Below are 12,457 nucleotides of genomic sequence, written 5' to 3'. Positions count from 1 at the left end.
TCAGTAGTCAATTGTCAGTGGTATTTGGAATTTTTCTTCCCCAGCTTCCCTTGCTCTCCTAATCCCCAGTCCCCCTTATTCATCATCACCATAAGAATCTAAATCATCAGGTTCCATATCGTTTGGTAGGTAGATATCTGATACATCGCCATTAACATCACCAATACTCAATCCTTTTGGTACACCATCACTGCCGACGGTGACTAAATCAATTTGCTGGCGATAGTAATCAACACTTTTAACTTGTACGGCTACGCGATCGCCTAGTCTATAAGAAGCGCGATTTTTGCGACCAAACAGTGCTTGTTGTCTAGCGCGATATTCATACCAATCGTCTTTGAGCGAACTGACGTGTACCAATCCTTCTACCCGTAAAGGTACACCTGGATTGCTACCGACCTTCGCCTCTGCTGCTGGTACTTCAATTTCGACAAAGAAGCCATAGGATTGTACGCCAGTAATTACGCCTTGAAACACTTGACCAATACGCTGTTTCATCAGTTGGGCTTTTTGCAATCCTGCTAAATCAGCTTCAGCTTCTTGAACTTCTTTTTCTCGATCGTTAATCTGGATAATCACCCTAGTCAAATCGCTTTGTAGTTCTTGTTGCAATTCTGGGGGGAGGACGTTCCAGTTAATTTCCCCGTGGCTTGAGGAGTGACGCAGGTTAACTCGTTCTTTGACACGGGTGTTGCGGCGATCTCGTCCGTGTTCTAGTAGCTGATAATACACTCTTTGCATGAGCAAATCTGGATAGCGCCGCAAGGGGGAACTACAGTGGGTGTATTGCTGTAGTGCCAAACCAAAGTGCAGTCCTTTAGTGGTGCTGTAGGCAGCTGGCTTGAGCGTATCCTGTAATAGATAAGTTAAAACTTGCTCTGATGGCGATTCAGCAAAAGCTCTAGTTAAATGTTGATAATCTAGTGGTTGAATATCTACTTCTGGCTCTAATGACAGTTCTACGCCTAAATTGATCGCCAATTTCAGCATTTCTTGGACATCTTCGGGATCGGGTGTACCTTGGACTCGCCAGATAGCGGGAACACCTAAAGCACTCAGGTGATTGGCCATCAGTTCATTGACTAGTAGCACCAACTCTGTTAAAAGCGATCGCATAGGTAAGTCATTCACGACTACAGCCCCCAAAATCCCCTCATCATGGTAGGGGTTTTGGCTAGAAGGCAGATTCAATTGCAAGCTACCACGAGCTAATCGTACCTGTTTGACAGCTTTGTGTAATTTATCTAATTCTTGCAGCAGCTCAACTACTTCTTGTGATGCTCCCGAAGATTTATCTTGGAGAATGGCTTCTGCGTCTTGTCTACTGAGTGCGGTTTTGACGTTAATAACGCTGGGTTGCATTTCCCAATCCAACACTTGTCCCGATTCGGGATCGATTGTAATCAAAAATGAGATAGCCAGGCGATCGCTTCCAGGCACCAAAGAACAGCGTTCTGTTACAGTATCTGGCAACATCGGCAGCACTAATTCTCCGAGGTACACCGACCTCCCACGCTTGAGTGCTTCTCTATCTAAAGGTTCGTCAGGTTGTACGTAGTGAGAAACATCGGCAACGTGAAAGCCCAAAAGCCAATTTCCAGTGACAGTTTTTTCCAAACTCAAAGCATTTTCGATCGCTTTGGCATCTCCGTTGTTGCCGGCGATCGCGAAAGTAAATAACTTACGTAAATCCAGTTTGTTTTTTAGGTCTGCTTTTAGCAGTTTTTTGGGCAACCTTGCCGCTGCTTCTTGCACTCCTTCCGGGAAACTACGGGATAAGTCATGCTTACATGTGACTAAATCGATATCAGCAGCGGCTTCGGCATCGCTACCAAGAATTTGCACCACCCGACCCAAAGGAGGATATTGTGCTAAGGGGTAACGTAGGACTTCTACATGTGCAAGGTGGTCGATTGCCTCTTCCAATTTCATGCCGTTTGTTTGGATTTTAAGTTCAAACAGCAGTCGGTCATCTAGAGGTACTGCCCGAAAACTGCTTTCTACTTGTTTAATCCGTGCCAGTAAAGTGTGATTAGAACGTTCTAAAATCAGCTTGACTTCTCCTTCTGGAGAACGGCGGCGACTACCTTCTTTGAGAACTCTCACCAAAACGCGATCGCCATTCCAGGCATTACTGAGATGACTTTCGCGAATATAAATATCTTCGGCTCCTTCCACATCTTGAATGGCAAAGCAAAAACCTTTGCTAGAACAACGTAGCTTTGCTTCGATCGTTCCCTCTTCTGTCACCCGGCGATACTTGCCGCGTTCTTTCACCAAAATGCCAATTTTTTCTAGGACTTCCAAGGCAATGTGAAGTTTTTGTAAACTAGCTTCGTCCTCGCAACCAAGTTTCTTTTCCAAAACTTTACGAGCTACCAATTTATCATCAGTGAAATTGGCAAGGAGTGTAGCGATTGAAAATTCCATGCAGTGAACCGACCTTTGGTCAAAACATCATTTATGGTTTACTCTGGTTCTTTCCTGTATTCCCTCTTGTGGCTTACAGACACTAGTGCATCATCAGTGTTGAGTGCTGAGGAGGTTTCCTGCGTTGTAGCAACTGGCGTTGCTGAGTTAGGAGTAGAGACGCGATTAATCGCGTCTGTACAGGAGTTAGGAGTTAGTTGTCAGTGGTCAGTTGTTATTTTTCCTCTGCCCCTCTGCCCCTCTGCAACGGACACTTTCACGCCAGTTACTTCAAGTCGGCAGAGCCGACGACAGTCGCTTCAAGTCGGTAAACCCGCCCACAACGCTGTCTCCCCAACGCACTGGCTCCTCAACGGGGGAACCCCCCTTCGGGTTCGGGGGTGACACTCTTAACGTCGCTAACGCTACGCTATCGCAATCGACGGGAACCCTTACGGGTTCGGCAGTTCCTCCTCTTGGGGTTTCCCCAAGAGCGGACTGCCTCACCGCCAAGACTGCGACCCCCGAACCGCACGGAAGTGTCCTCCCCTCTGCTCCCCTACTTTCGCCTTCTTCCACTAGCTGGAAACGAAGGGTTCTGATTCCAGGGAAGGAAGCCGACCCTAGAACTTCTCACTGCACAACAATTTCAGAGTTCGCCTGCGTTAAAGTCTCTTTACCTAACCAAACTCAAAAAGTCTACCTAATGGGATTGCCCCACTTGGTCATTACGCGACGGGTTTTTGAGAGGGTGGGTTGTTGTAACTCTCCACGCAGCTCAAAAGCGTTATCAGGGGAAACCACAGGTGTTTGATTGTCTAGCTTAAAGGTACTCTTACGCCATTAGACTCTGATTTTTAACTAGGAGAAACCGCTGATAAATCCAATTTTCCCACATGTAGAATCGGTAACAATTGGTTAAGCAGCTTAACAAGCAGTGAGGGCGAACCTTATCTCCATTATTGTAGATTTAGAGCGCACTTCCAGGAAATAGTTCCGGATATAGAATTGGGTAATCAGTATAGCATTGAAGGCAAGACCACTTAGCATAAGTCAGCAGTCGCCAAAAATTGGCTGAAAAAACTGCTACAGCTACAATTGGAACACAGAATCGACGCACGAACAGTACACAAAAAGCGATGCGATCGCCAGAAATTTTTGCCTTTGCCTATGTAGGCAATTTTAAATCTTGAGCGATCGCTTTGGGTTAAACTCCTAAAAGATGGTGCCCATAAAGAATTTTTTGCACAAAGACAAAAGAGAAATCAGCGACACAGAAAAAAAGTAGTCTACTTATCGTTACATCTTTTTCTGTCCATAGAGGAGTTGGGAGACGTAAAATTAAAATGCCTCTATCTCTATTAAGGTTTCAAATCTAGCAAAGCTTTTTTAGTAACTTGGATAGGAGAAAATATCAACAAGGGGCGATTATGTACTGGGACACACAGGTAGCATCAACCCCGTTATTCAGCAGACTTAGATTGGTGGCAGTATTATGTTGGCTCAATTCCAGAGCTTGTATCCCAACGGCAATTTAATTTCGGAATTAGTACAAATTTTTCAAGGAAAATATATTGTCCGGGCAAGCGTACAAATAGAAGGTGTAACCCGCGCTACTGGTATGGCAGCAGCAGAAACCATAGAAGTAGCAGAAGACCAAGCCAGAACTAGGGCGCTGATGGTTTTGGGAATAACCAGTTCGCCACAAGCGACGGTAGAATCTTTTCCAAAAACTTCATCACAGCAAGCACAACCAAATCCCGACTTGAAAACATCAGTGGGATTGAATAAGACTTATTCCTCTGCAACAGATAAGGATTTTGGCAGTAGTCAGTGGTCAGGGACCAATAGTAAAGAAATATCCATACCACCTGTCAAGGAACAGAATATTAAAGCAGATGTAGTAACAAGCAACACACAAAGCACTAGTAAAAGTGATACCTATAGCCAAGATTTAAATCCAAGTTTTACCGTAACTAGCGATCGCGAAATAGAATTCGATCCCCCAGTCGAAAACTTAGATATGATGTCTGACAACCAGTTAGAAACTCCACTTTTTCCCAGTACTACTGCCAGTAATGTCACACCATTTACACCGCGTAGTTATAGTTCTCAAGACAATGTGAGTAATTTGACAGGGGCTAGCAAGAAAAAGAAGAAAGCTGAGCCAGTGAATCTATCCGATATACTTGCGAAAACAGATGTCCAAATCGAGCGCCTAGGCTGGACAAAAGACCAGGGAAAAGAACATCTCAAAAAAACTTATGGAAAATTAGGACGCTCTTTGCTTACCGAAGAAGAATTGTTGGATTTCTTGAGATACCTAGAATCTCAACCAGACCCAGTAGCGGGATTTTAATTAGTTAATAGTCAATTGTTATTTGTCATTGGTGAAGGTTAATGACAAATGACATGGACTATTGAAACCTGAATACATTTATGGAACCTATAGATTTATCTGAGGTATTGGCTAAAACTGATATCGAAATATACAGATTAGGATGGAGAAAAGAGGAATGCCGTCACTATCTCAAAAAAATATAAAGTTACTATGATTTGTTTGAGACAGCACGTATTAGGTGGAAGAAAGCACAAGCCAATAATCCAAAACACGAGCCAGATAAGGTCGCCTTAAAAAAAAAGAGATTTGTGAGTTATTGGCAGCACGACATCCTGAAATAGAGTCGGGAGAGCTAGTGGTATTGATGATTGATGAATGTCATTTACTCTGGGGCGATATATGTGGATACGTGTGGGGAAAAACTAGTGAACGCGTCACGATTCCAGTCATTAATGCCCGTGAGAAACAAACATATTACGGGGCGTTAGACTACAAAACTAAGGAATTCCTCATTTACCCAGCCAAAAAAAGTAACTCGGAAAACACGATTAAGTTTTTAGAATATCTTCGCGTACAACGCCCTCAAGCACAATTATTAATTATTTGGGATGGAGCAAGTTACCACCGTTCCCAACCCATCAAAGATTATTTAGAATCTTTAAATAGTCAACTCCAACCAGAGGAATGGTTAGTTACTTGTGAAAGATTTGCGCCCCATGCTCCACAACAAAACCCTGTAGAAGACATTTGGTTACAAGCGCTCATGATTGATTCGAGAGTTTTATTTTCTGTGTGATTCTTTCTCTGTAGTCAAGAGTTTATTTGAGTTATCTGTACATGGTCAAATATTTAACTTTACTAAGCTACATGATTATGGTGTTTTCTCATGAATCATTTAGGATTGCTATATCTCTTTAATACCTACGCCAACCAAGCTTGCTGTTTACTCACTGAAGAAGAATTACTAGATCTCCTTAGATATTTAGAATCTGAACCTACACCAAATTTCTTTTCATACACTATTGCTCCTGAATCCCAATCTAGACCAAGTGAAGAATTAAAGGAAATCCAAGCAGAAACTGAACCGATTGATTTTTCTGAATTAGTGATTAAAACCGATGTTGAAATGCAGCGTTTAGGCTGGACAGTAGAGTGGGGACGATATTATCTGATTGAAATGTATGGCAAGCGATCGCGTATTTTATTAACAGAAGAAGAATTATTAGATTTCTTAAGATACTTAGAATCTCAGCCAGACTCAGCAGGGGGTTAACGAGCAATAGTCAGCAGTCAGTAGCAACTAACAACTGACTACTGACAACTATTTAACCGACAACAGCAACTGCTGGACGGCTACCAGCAGAATGACGGTCAATCACTTGGTCAATCAAGCCATATTCCTTGGCTTCTTCTGGCGACATGAAAAAGTCGCGTTCGGTATCTTCTGCAATGCGCTCAATTGGCTGACCAGTGTGTTCTGCTAAATATTCATTTAACCGCCGCTTGTGGTACAGAATTTCCCGCGCTTGAATTTCAATATCAGTCGCTTGTCCTTGTGCGCCGCCAAGAGGTTGGTGGATCATAATCCGAGAATGGGGTAGACTCATCCGCTTACCCTTAGCACCAGCGCTAAGAAGAAAAGCACCCATACTTGCCGCCAATCCAGTACAAATGGTACAGACATCTGGACGAATGTGCTTCATTGTGTCAAAAATGCCCATACCGGCCGTCACTGAACCACCGGGAGAATTGATGTACATATAAATGTCTTTCTCCGGATCTTCAGCATCCAAGAACAGCAATTGGGCAACAATTAAGTTAGCTAAGTTGCTATCAACCTGTTGACCTAAGAAGATAATGCGCTCACGTAACAGTCGTGAGTAGATATCAAAAGCGCGTTCGCCTCGACCCGATTGTTCAATAACGATAGGTATCATGATAACAACGTAAATTCAACGTTTTTAGCTTTTATTCTAGTCTTGAGTACCACGAATGTACTAATTTCTGGTTTTTGTTAATCAAAAAAGCAAATCAACAACTGTTTTTGATTAAAACAAAAGTACTATCGCTATACTAAAGTCTGACCATACCATCTTTACATCAAAATTACTTGCAGTAGTACTCCAATAATTACTGCAAGTAAATTTCGGTTCTTACCCTACAAGCATTCTAATAGCATTTAGGATTTTGAATTTTCGAGCCATTGCATTGGGTAGGCAGTACGTAGCGAATTCTTTATGTGCCTTTGCGTTTACCTCTGTACCCTTTTGCATTTAAATTTTAACCCTCAATTCGCCACGATTTTACACAAAGCCGTACTTAGCCTGTCAACCCAGTTAAAGCAACTGTTGCATCATGAGTTGTGCAAATAGCCCTGATTGATTTCCTAGTTCAGCGAAACTACCCTGCTGCACTACCTTGCCACCTGCGAGTACGTAAATTCGGTCAGCGTTTTGAATAGTGCTGAGACGATGGGCGATCGCAACCCTAGTTACCTTTAGCTGTTGTAAACTTTCACTGACAATTGCCTGGGTTCTGTTATCTAAAGCACTAGTCGCCTCATCGAATAGCAAAATCCGGGGTTTCAACACCAATGCCCTAGCAATCAACAGCCGTTGTCGTTGTCCACCAGAAAGATTACTACCTCCCTCACTAACGATTGTATGCATCTGCATCGGCATCGCCGCAATGTCATCCGCCAAACCTGCCATTTGAGCTGCTACCCAAGCTTCATCCATCGTCACCAAGGCACCACTGGCAATATTCTCAAAAATAGAGGCTGACATCAACCGACTATTTTGCAGTACCACACCCAATTGACGGCGTACAGCATGAATATCCAAAGAAGCTAAGTCTTGTCCGTCGTAGTAAATCGTGCCAGATTTCGGGAATTCAAACCCCAATAGTAACCTCAATAAAGTTGATTTACCGCTGCCAGAAGGCCCAACAATGGCAATAAATTCTCCCGGTTCAGCACGAATGTTGACATCATCCAGCGTCAAGGGGCCATCGTCGCGATAGCGGAAAGTTACACGGTCTACAACTAATTTGCCCGATAGCCTGCCCGGATCTGCCTGAGCGGAACTAATTTCCGGTTCAGCTTCCAAAATTGGTTGGGCCCGTTGCCACAAGGGTAAGACTTGCAAAACTTCCACAACTGTGCTGCTTAAGCTAGTGGCCCCATTAATAAACGTGCCAAAAGCAACGTTGAATGCTAAAAAAGTGCCAGTGGATAAACCACCTCCTCCAGGAGTTTGGGACTGCCCAATTAAGCTCGTAGCAAACCAGAAGAGGGCGGCAGTGGTTAACACAGGTAATACTTGATTGATTACCGCGAGGCTGTCTTCAATGCCTTGGGTACTCAGCATTAATTTCAGTTGATGCGTATACTGTTTACCCCAGTAGGCAAAGGCGCGGGCTTCAGCTTTGGCGACTCGGAGTTTGGCAACTCCATTAATTAACTGCACCATCACGCCAAAGATTTGTCCTTGCAGCTCCAGTAATGGGCGAACTTTACGGACAATGAGAACACCAGAGATGATAGTGACGGCAATATTTACCAGTGCCACTGCACAAGCTATTAAAGCTAAGGAAACATTGTAGTAAAATAACAATCCCAGATTCAGTAGCGAGAACAAACTGGAGAAGATTGTTTTTAAGACTGTGTTACCTAGTCTCTGGCGAATTTGACTAATAGCTGTGACTCTAGAATCCAAGTCACCAACTGAAAAAGAGCGAAAAAAGGAAGCTTTCAAGTTTAACAATCGATCCCACACTGCGGCTTGAGTAGAGGAATCGGCAAAAGTTTCCAGCCGAATGGTGGCAAACCCAAGAGCTAGTTGAAACAGCATTCCGCCAAAGGCAGCAGCCACCAAAGCAACAGCAATTTGGGTCAACAAGCCTCGATTAGCATCTGGGATAGCTTTGTCAATGAGGATAGCCGTAGCTTGAGGTGTCAGCATTCCTAACAGGCTGACGGTCATTCCCATTACCAAAACTACAATTAGCTCTTTGTAATGTCCTTGGAGGGCAAACTGAAGCAAATCAAAAGTTTTCAGCTTTTTATCGGGTAAAGGTCGATAGAACGCGTAGGCAGTCTTAGCTAGAGCTGTTGCTATGCGGGCATCGACAGAGATAGGCATTCGTTCCCCAGGAATGTAGAGTTTGTATCGTGTATCAGACACTGGTAATAGTGCCACTGGCAGTTTATCCGCCAGCGTAAATGCCAACATTGCACCGCAATCCTTTTGCCACCAGCTGTCCCGCAACTGAATCCGTCGCACGCGGATACGCGAAGCACGGGCGATCGCTTCTACGGGGTCTTGCACTCGATTAGAATCTTCTGAGGCAGCTGGGGGACAAATTTTAATTCCTAATGCTCGTCCGACGGCACCAGCAGCAATTAGTAAGGCTTGGTCTGGGTCAGTTGAATCAAGACTAGTATTAAATCCTAAACTATTATTTAGCCTGTCTGACTTTGACTGTGGTAATACAGATGCTAATTCTGCTAACGTCTCTTGCATCACTTGGCTTTCAAGACGTTCCCTGGCTTGAAATCTCAGCAATTCTGCATCCATTTCCTGCCGTTGCAGCAGATTAATGCAGTGAAGGAAGTAGGTTTGGAGTTGGGACAAACCACCTAACAAGGAATTTATATCTTCGATTTCTGTGGTGTTAGCACTTTGCAACTCTACAGTGTTATCTGCTTGTAACCACATGTTTGCAGCTAAAGGCAACATTCTAGAGGCAGAAGTTAACGGCAGTTCCTCAAATCCCATCCATCTAGCGCGCCCTTGGAGAATTTGCACCCACGATATTTGATGCGGCTGGTAGATTTGGTCTTCGACTAAGGAGAAGTGGTGGATTCCAGCAAGCGATGTTGGTGTCGTTGGTGTAGTAATGCCAGCAAGTACTGAACCTAATTGATAAATCCACCGTTCTATGAGAGTTACTATTTCTCTATTAGCGCCAGCAAACAACTGGTTAAAGTCGGCTCTGGATACTTTGAAAATTTCTGTCTCCTCTAGCGACACTGCTAAAATCTCTTGCTGCTTGCCCTCTAAACTTGGTGCAGTGGCAAACATCGCCTGTCCTGCTGTGCTACTAAATAAATAGCGACGGGTGCCTTCTGGAATGCCATTATTAACTGCGATCGCAAATAGCGCCAAGTAACCAGATTTCACTAACCAAATTGTCTCGGGGTCATCTAGCAGTAGCGATTCATTGCATTGAAAACGATAATGTTGTCCTTTGAGGTTTGAGAAGGACAAGAGGGATGAGGGAGATGAGGGAGACAAAATAGACAAGGGGGACAAGGGAGTAATTTCTTCCCCTGCTCCCCTGTTCTGCTCTCCTGCTCCCTCATTACGAATTAATTGTAAATACGGCCCTTCAACTTGTTGTAATTCTTTATGGCTTCCCCGTTGGACTATCTTGCCGCGATCGAGGACAATAATTTCATCACAATCTCGGATGGTCGAGAGTCGATGCGCCACGATGATGCAAGTGCAACCGCGCAACCGCAGATTACGAGTGACGGTCTTTTCTGTTTCGGTATCCAGAGCGCTGGTGGCTTCATCCACGATCAGGATACTGGGATTATTCACCAAAGCGCGGGCAATTTCTAGCCGCTGTCGCTGACCACCACTTAAATTAGTAGCACCTTCCAAAAGGTCAGCATGATAGCCTCCGGGCAGTGAAAGGATTACATCGTGAAGCGCTGCATCTTGACAAGCTCGGACAAGATGACTGTCAGGTATGGTAGTATCCCAAAGCGTCAAGTTGTCTCTGACGCTGCCAGCAAATAACAAAATCTCTTGCTCTACGACAGAAATAGAATTGGCTAGTACTTGGCGAGAAATTTGTTTTCTGGGTTTGCCGTCGAATCGAATTTCTCCCTGCCACGGTTCGTACAGCCCACATAAAAGTTTGGCAACAGTAGACTTACCAGAACCACTTCCACCCACCAAGGCAACTCGCTGCCCCGGCTTGAGCGAAAGATTAAAATTTTCAATCAGCGGTGGCGCAATTGGACTATAGCCAAATGTCACATTGCGTAATTCAACATACCCCTGTAATTTAGGCAAGGGGGCAGAGGGGCAGAGGGGCAGAGGGGAAAGATTGCAATTGTCCTCTTTCTCCCCTGTTCCTCTGCTCCCCTGCTCCCCTGCTCCCCTGCTCCCCTGCTCCAACTGTCGGTCAATGGGGTTACGTAAGACATCATCAAGGCGAGTGAGATTACCTTCCATCTCTTGGAGTTCGCTTCCTAAGCTGATGAGATTACTGACTGGGGCGAAAAACCTTTGCATCATGCCGAGAAAGGCTATTAACATACCGATGCTCAAGGCTCCATCCATGACTCGCAAACCACCTACAACTAAAAGCAACATGGAAGCGATCGCTGAGAGAAAAGATGGTAAAACACCTATTGTCTGGTTTGTTTCCTCTAATTCCTGCTGGGTGTTGATGGCTTTGGCATAGTGACCCGCCCAGCGGGAGAAAAAATCTGACTCTAAGCCAGATGCTTTTAGCGTCTCCATACTCTGAAGACCAGAAATTTCTACGCCGCGAACTTTTCCCTCTTCTTGGATGAGTTTAATATTGGCATCTACGCGCCGCCCTCTCACCCACTGCAAGGCAGTCAGGTTGATAACGACAAAGGCGATCGCAATTAAAGTTAGTACAACATCATATTGCAACATCACTATTACATATAGAAATACTGACGCTGCTGCGATAACTGTAGTCGCTAATTCACCCGAAAGCATGTCGGCAATGCTGTCGTTGAGTTGCATACGGCTACTGATTTCCCCAGCATACCGCTGATCGTAAAAACTAACGGGTAGGCGTAAAATGTGCCACAGATAACGACTCTTCATGCCCACGGACAACTTAATTTTCATTTGACGCAAAAACTGCAACTGTAGCACCGTCAAAAATCCACTGAGTCCGGCTGTGAAGATCATGCCTAAAATTAAGGGACGCAACCACTCATATCGATGCTCAATTAATACGTTGTCTACAAATACCTGGGAAAATGCAGGTAGCGCCAGCCCCGGAATTACTAACAAAAATCCTGCCAGCACGCAGTAAATTAATGCGCTAATGGAGCCTCGCAGCCGCGACCACAAAGCTAAGATTGTGCTAGGCTTGCGTCCTCCGCGTTGAAACTCTGAACTAGGCTCTAGAACTAGCACCACACCCGTGTATGCACCGCTAAATTCTTCCAAGGAGACGATGCGCCGACCAGTAGCAGGATCGTTGAGATACACTCGCTGTTTGCCGAATCCTTCTACCACTAGGAAATGGTTAAAGTTCCAAAATACAATATAGGGAAATTTTAACTGCAACAAGCCAGCTAAGTTGGTTTTAAAGCTTTTAGCGCTGAGTCGATAATTTCTGGCAGCCTTCAAGATATTTAAGGCACTAACTCCATCCCGCGAGACACCGCACGCTTGCCTCAGTTCCGTCAGTGGAACAATGCGATTGTAGTAACCGAGAATAATTCCCAAAGCCGCAGCGCCGCATTCTACTACTTCCATTTGCAGCAGAGTAGGAGTGCGACACCGCTTGTTTTTACGCAAGCGCCCTAATATATTTTGCAGATTTCGCCAGAACATAAAAATATTTTTTAAAACTTGGACTTTGGCTTAATTTATTGATATGAAAGTTACTTTTGGTTGGCGCGTAGGCGTAGCCCACCGTAGG

Annotated in this window: 6 protein-coding genes and 3 pseudogenes; 5 read left to right on the top strand and 4 right to left on the bottom strand. The window is 44.5% G+C overall.

Annotation, left to right across the window (positions count from 1 at the left end; all coding sequences use genetic code 11):
* Positions 1-75 precede the first annotated feature (75 nt).
* Positions 76-2,430 carry a ribonuclease R family protein gene (locus RMY31_RS06280; protein WP_322665541.1) on the bottom strand — a complete coding sequence of 785 codons (2,355 nt, stop codon included), beginning with the start codon at positions 2,428-2,430 and terminating at the stop codon, positions 76-78.
* A gap of 33 nt (positions 2,431-2,463) precedes the next feature.
* Here RMY31_RS06280 and RMY31_RS06275 point away from each other — a divergent pair, with 33 nt between their 5' ends.
* From RMY31_RS06275 to RMY31_RS06255, 5 genes and pseudogenes are all read left to right on the top strand, one after another.
* Entirely contained in the window at positions 2,464-2,814 is a 351-nt protein-coding gene (locus RMY31_RS06275) for a hypothetical protein (RefSeq protein WP_409877474.1), read from the top strand.
* Between the two features lie 665 nt (positions 2,815-3,479).
* Complete coding sequence (locus RMY31_RS06270) at positions 3,480-3,602, top strand: hypothetical protein (RefSeq protein WP_322665547.1); 123 nt, start codon at positions 3,480-3,482, stop codon at positions 3,600-3,602.
* 302 nt (positions 3,603-3,904) lie between these two features.
* Positions 3,905-4,768, top strand: coding sequence for a hypothetical protein (locus tag RMY31_RS06265; protein WP_322665549.1), 864 nt, complete (start codon positions 3,905-3,907; stop codon positions 4,766-4,768).
* Between the two features lie 185 nt (positions 4,769-4,953).
* Positions 4,954-5,640, top strand: a pseudogene (locus RMY31_RS06260) (IS630 family transposase); the annotation flags it as partial.
* 194 nt (positions 5,641-5,834) lie between these two features.
* Positions 5,835-6,023 (top strand): annotated as a pseudogene (locus RMY31_RS06255) (hypothetical protein); the annotation flags it as partial.
* Between the two features lie 52 nt (positions 6,024-6,075).
* Here the strand turns inward: RMY31_RS06255 and clpP are convergent.
* From clpP to RMY31_RS06240, 3 genes and pseudogenes are all read right to left on the bottom strand, one after another.
* A complete protein-coding gene (gene clpP / locus RMY31_RS06250) occupies positions 6,076-6,687 on the bottom strand; it encodes an ATP-dependent Clp endopeptidase proteolytic subunit ClpP (RefSeq protein ID WP_322665551.1) in 612 nt (203 codons plus the stop codon).
* Between the two features lie 399 nt (positions 6,688-7,086).
* On the bottom strand, positions 7,087-10,020 hold the full coding sequence (locus tag RMY31_RS06245) for an NHLP bacteriocin export ABC transporter permease/ATPase subunit (protein ID WP_409877486.1): 2,934 nt from the start codon (positions 10,018-10,020) through the stop codon (positions 7,087-7,089).
* Between the two features lie 87 nt (positions 10,021-10,107).
* Positions 10,108-12,369: pseudogene (locus RMY31_RS06240) on the bottom strand (NHLP family bacteriocin export ABC transporter peptidase/permease/ATPase subunit); the annotation flags it as partial.
* Between the last annotated feature and the right edge of the window lie 88 nt (positions 12,370-12,457).

Origin of the sequence: Dendronalium sp. ChiSLP03b (assembly GCF_034531165.2) — a bacterium.
GTDB classification, from domain to species: domain Bacteria; phylum Cyanobacteriota; class Cyanobacteriia; order Cyanobacteriales; family Nostocaceae; genus Dendronalium; species Dendronalium minutum.
The sequence above is the reverse complement of the archived record's forward strand: the minus strand, read 5'-3'. Positions and strand labels throughout refer to the sequence as shown.

Excerpts from the sequence above, each read along its gene's own strand:
- RMY31_RS06280 (WP_322665541.1), bottom strand. The coding sequence starts at position 2,430 with ATGGAATTTTCAATCGCTACACTCCTTGCCAATTTCACTGATGATAAA.
- RMY31_RS06265 (WP_322665549.1), top strand. The coding sequence starts at position 3,905 with ATGTTGGCTCAATTCCAGAGCTTGTATCCCAACGGCAATTTAATTTCG.
- RMY31_RS06275 (WP_409877474.1), top strand. The coding sequence starts at position 2,464 with ATGGTTTACTCTGGTTCTTTCCTGTATTCCCTCTTGTGGCTTACAGAC.
- clpP (WP_322665551.1), bottom strand. The coding sequence starts at position 6,687 with ATGATACCTATCGTTATTGAACAATCGGGTCGAGGCGAACGCGCTTTT.